The sequence below is a fragment of the Streptomyces sp. S6 genome (assembly GCF_054880855.1).
In genome coordinates, this window is sequence record NZ_JBTYMC010000465.1 from 1 (window position 1) to 3762 (window position 3762).

The 3762-nt window shown below is 69.8% G+C and carries 2 protein-coding genes; one reads left to right on the forward strand and one right to left on the reverse strand.

The genetic code is table 11. From position 1 onward, the window contains the following. Positions 1–148 precede the first annotated feature (148 nt). Complete coding sequence (locus ACVNF4_RS33670; protein WP_461806670.1) at positions 149–1105, reverse strand: ABC transporter substrate-binding protein; 957 nt, start codon at positions 1103–1105, stop codon at positions 149–151. 397 nt (positions 1106–1502) lie between these two features. Between ACVNF4_RS33670 and ACVNF4_RS33675 the strand changes: the two genes are divergently transcribed. Continuing rightward, on the forward strand, positions 1503–3762 hold a 2260-nt coding region (locus ACVNF4_RS33675; RefSeq protein ID WP_461806671.1), incomplete at its 3' end, for a sensor histidine kinase.

Here is a 3762-nt window from a genome sequence, read left to right on the forward strand (position 1 = left end):
CGGGCCGACGGCGCGACGGCGGGCCGGGCCGCGCCGTCGGCGAGGGCGATCAACTCGCGGACGGTGAGGGCGGATCCGGTCAGCGTGACACCCCGGGTGTCCGCGCCGTACGCGGGCACCCGGGGCCGGTCGGTGGTGTCCAATCGGGTCAGCTCAGGCCGACCGTCTTCAGCCACGCCTTCGCGACGTCCAGCGGGTCCTTGTTCTCCAGCTGGACCTGCGCGTCGAGGTCACGCAGGGTCTTCGTGTCGAGCTTCGCGGAGACCGCGTCGAGGGCGGCCACGCCCTCTGTGGAGAGCGCGCTCTTGTAGACGAGCGGGGTCACGTTCGCGAACCCGAAGAGGTTCTTCGGGTCCTGGAGAACGATGAACTTCTCCTTGGTGATGTTCGGGTCGGTCGTGAAGATGTCCGCCGCCTGCACGGTGTTCTTCTTCAGCGCCGCCACCGTGAGCGGCCCGCCCGCGTCAAGTGCCTTGAAGGACTTGAACTTCAGCCCGTACTCCGAGTCGAGGCCGAGCATGCCCTGATGGCGCGTCTGGAACTCGGGCGAGCCGCCGGCGACCAGGTCGGGGGCGGCGTTCTTGAGGTCCGCGAGCGTGGACGCGGCCGTCAGGTTGTACTGCTTCGCGGTCTCCGCGTTGATCGTGACGGAGTCCTTGTCCTCGGCCGGGGAGGAGTTCAGCAGCGTCAGCTTCGAGTCGACCTTGGCCTTGGCCGCCGCGTTCACCGTCTCCAGCGAGGTCTGCGGCGCCTTGGAGTCGAGGTAGGCGAGCAGCGAGCCGTTGTACTCGGGCAGAACGTGGATGGAACCGTTCTTGAGGAGGCCGTAAGTCGTCTCCCGGCTGCCGATGTTGGGCTTGTAGGTGACCTTGATGCCCTTGGCCTTGAGCGCCTCGCCGTAGATGTCGGCGAGGAGGGTGCTCTCGGCGAAGTTGTTCGACCCCACGACGACCGACTTGCCGTCGGACCCGCCCCCGTCCAGGGGGTTGCCGCCGGAGTCGTCGGAGCTGCAGCCCGCCAGCAGGACCGTCGCCGCGGCGAATACGGCCGTGGCCGCGCCGGGGTTGCGAAGAAGGGTTCTGCGGGGGTGCTCGGTAGAAGTCACGTTTCCTGTTTCCGACTTGGGGGAGTGGCGGCGATGTGGAGCGATGCGCTGCGCCGGGAGGTCCCTCGATCCAATCCAGCGTCTTCTCGGGCAGTCAAGAGGAGTTGTGTAAACGATTCGCTTCGATTCTCGACAACTCCGCCTGCCGTTCCGCTTCATACGTGTTTCTCGGGTGGCTGGTTGTGTACGGCGTCGCTTCGTAATGGATTCTTGACCCAGGGCGATGTGCCTGTCGCTTCACGGAAGCGATAGCCTCGCCGCAGTCGGATCCGATCACTCACCGGTACGAATCGGTCGCCGACTCGATCGGAGCCAGACAGAGCCGGAGACCGATCAGAACCGGCCATCCGTGTGCGTCGCGCGCGGTGCCCCACATATCCGCGACGAAGGAGGCCCGGTGTCCACGAAAGAGGTGGACTCGACCGCCAGGCCGGCACCCGCGCCCGGCCGTCGGGGGCTGCGGGCCCTCGCCGACCGGTGGCCCTTCCAGCGCAAGCTGAACGTCCTCGTGGGCGTGCCGCTCGCGGTGATCGCGGTCCTGCTGACGTACGTCATCGCGGACCTGGTCCAGGAGTCGCAGCGCGCCGAGGAGGCCGCGCGGCTGGTGCGCGACAGCGCCCAGGTCGCCCAGTTGGTCTCGCTGGTGGAGGCGGAGCACCAGCAGGCGATCCTGTTGTCGGTGCGTCACGAGGCGTCCTTCGACGGCGGTACCCCTTCGACCGACCCCTACCGGGTGGCCCAGGTCAAGGTCGACGACCAGGTGACGAAGGTGCGCGACTCCTTCGGCGACCGGCTCGCGGCGGGCGAGGCGCAGGCGCTGCGCGAGGTCGAGGGCCTGTCGGGCCTGCGGGCGACGATCGAGCAGGGCTATCTGCCCGCCGACAACATCGACCCGGCGTACACCGGCGCCGCCCGGGGTCTCATCGACGGCCTCGGTCTGGACCGCAACTCGGCGCTGTCGACGACGTTCACCGGCAACCTGCTGGACTCCCTGCTGCGCGCGGACGCCGCGCACGGCTCCTTCGAGACCGGTGTGTTCTCCGCGCTGACCGGCGACAGCAACGCGCTCATCGAGTTCACCGGCGCGGTCGGCGCCTACGAGGTGTACACGTACCAGGTGCAGCGGTTCACCCGGTTCGCGACCTCCGACCAGGCCGAACAGCTCGGCGGCATCGAGCACAACGAGGCCCAGGCCGCCATCGACCAGCACTACGCCGGCCTCTCCGTCGACCCCAGTTCGCTCCAGGCGACGTCGACGAAGGACCTGCGCACCGCGCTGCGGGGAGCGCTGGCCGCCTACGGCGACTTCCAGCAGCAGGCCGAGAACCGGCTGAAGATCACCGACGCGCTCATCGGCCAGATCGCCGACCGCGCGCAGGACAAGGCGGACGGCGCCCGCTGGCGCGTCGTCCTCCTGCTGAGCCTGGTGATCGTCGGGTTCGTCCTGTGGATCGGCCTCTCGGTCCTGGTCCGCCGCTCGGTCGTCCGGCCGGTGCTGGCGCTGACGGGGGCCGCGCGGGAGGTCGCCGACGTCGCCGGGCGCGAACTGGCGCGGGTCGCCGCCGACGACACGGAGGAGAGCGGCCCGCCGCGGCTGCGCGAGCTGCCGGTCACCGCGGACGACGAGATCGGTGAGCTGGCCGAGGCGTTCAACAACGTGCAGACCACGGCCGCGGCGCTGCTGGAGCGTCAGGTCCTCAGCCGGCGCAACGTCGCCGAGATGTTCGGCAACGTGGGGCGCCGCGTCAGCAACTTGACGACCCGTCAGCTGACGTTGATCGACGCGGTGGAGCGCGGTGAGACCGACCCGGCGCTCCTGGAGCGGCTGTACTCCATCGACCACATCGCGGTGCGTCTGCGCCGCAACGCCGACAGTTTGATGCTGCTGGCCGGCATCCGCGAGACGGTCCTCGACTCGGGTCCGACGGCGCTCACCAACGTCGTCCGCGCCGCGCTCGGGCAGATCGAGGGGTATCAGCGCGTCGAGCTGCGGGCCGCGTCCGAGGTGATGGTCGAGCCGGACATCATCGGCGACCTCACGCTGATGGTGGCCGAACTCCTGGAGAACGCGGTGTCGTTCTCGCCGGCCGACTCGTCCGTCGAGGTGGGTGTGCGCTCCCATGTGGACGGCGCGTCCATCACCGTCGTCGACCACGGACTCGGGATGAGCGCCGAGCGGCTCGCCGAGGAGAACGCCCGGCTGGTGCGGCGTGAGCGCCTGGACCTCGTCCCGACGAAGGTGCTCGGCCTGTTCGTCGTCGGCGCTCTCGCGCGGCGCTGGGAGATCGAGGTCACCCTGTCGCGGACGCCGGGCGGGGGTGTCACCGCGGAGGTGGCGCTGCCGTCGTCGCTGCTGCTGACCCTGAGCGGCGAGGAGCCGGTCCCGGCCGTCCGCGAAGCCGTGGTTTCCGGCGGCAGATCCGGGGCAGGCGACGCGAAGACCGGGCGAGCGATCACGGAGAGGGCAGTGGACGAGGGCGACGCAGAGGTTGTGGAACCGCGTTCCACGACACCGCACACCCCGAACCCGTCCGGCCCCGACCGCGCGACCGCCATGACCGCCATACCCGCCAGGGACGAGCCGAGGGCCAGGAGCGTGTCCTTCGGATACCGCCAGGCGTATCCCGCCAGCCGCCGTGCCCATCCCCGTTGCGCTG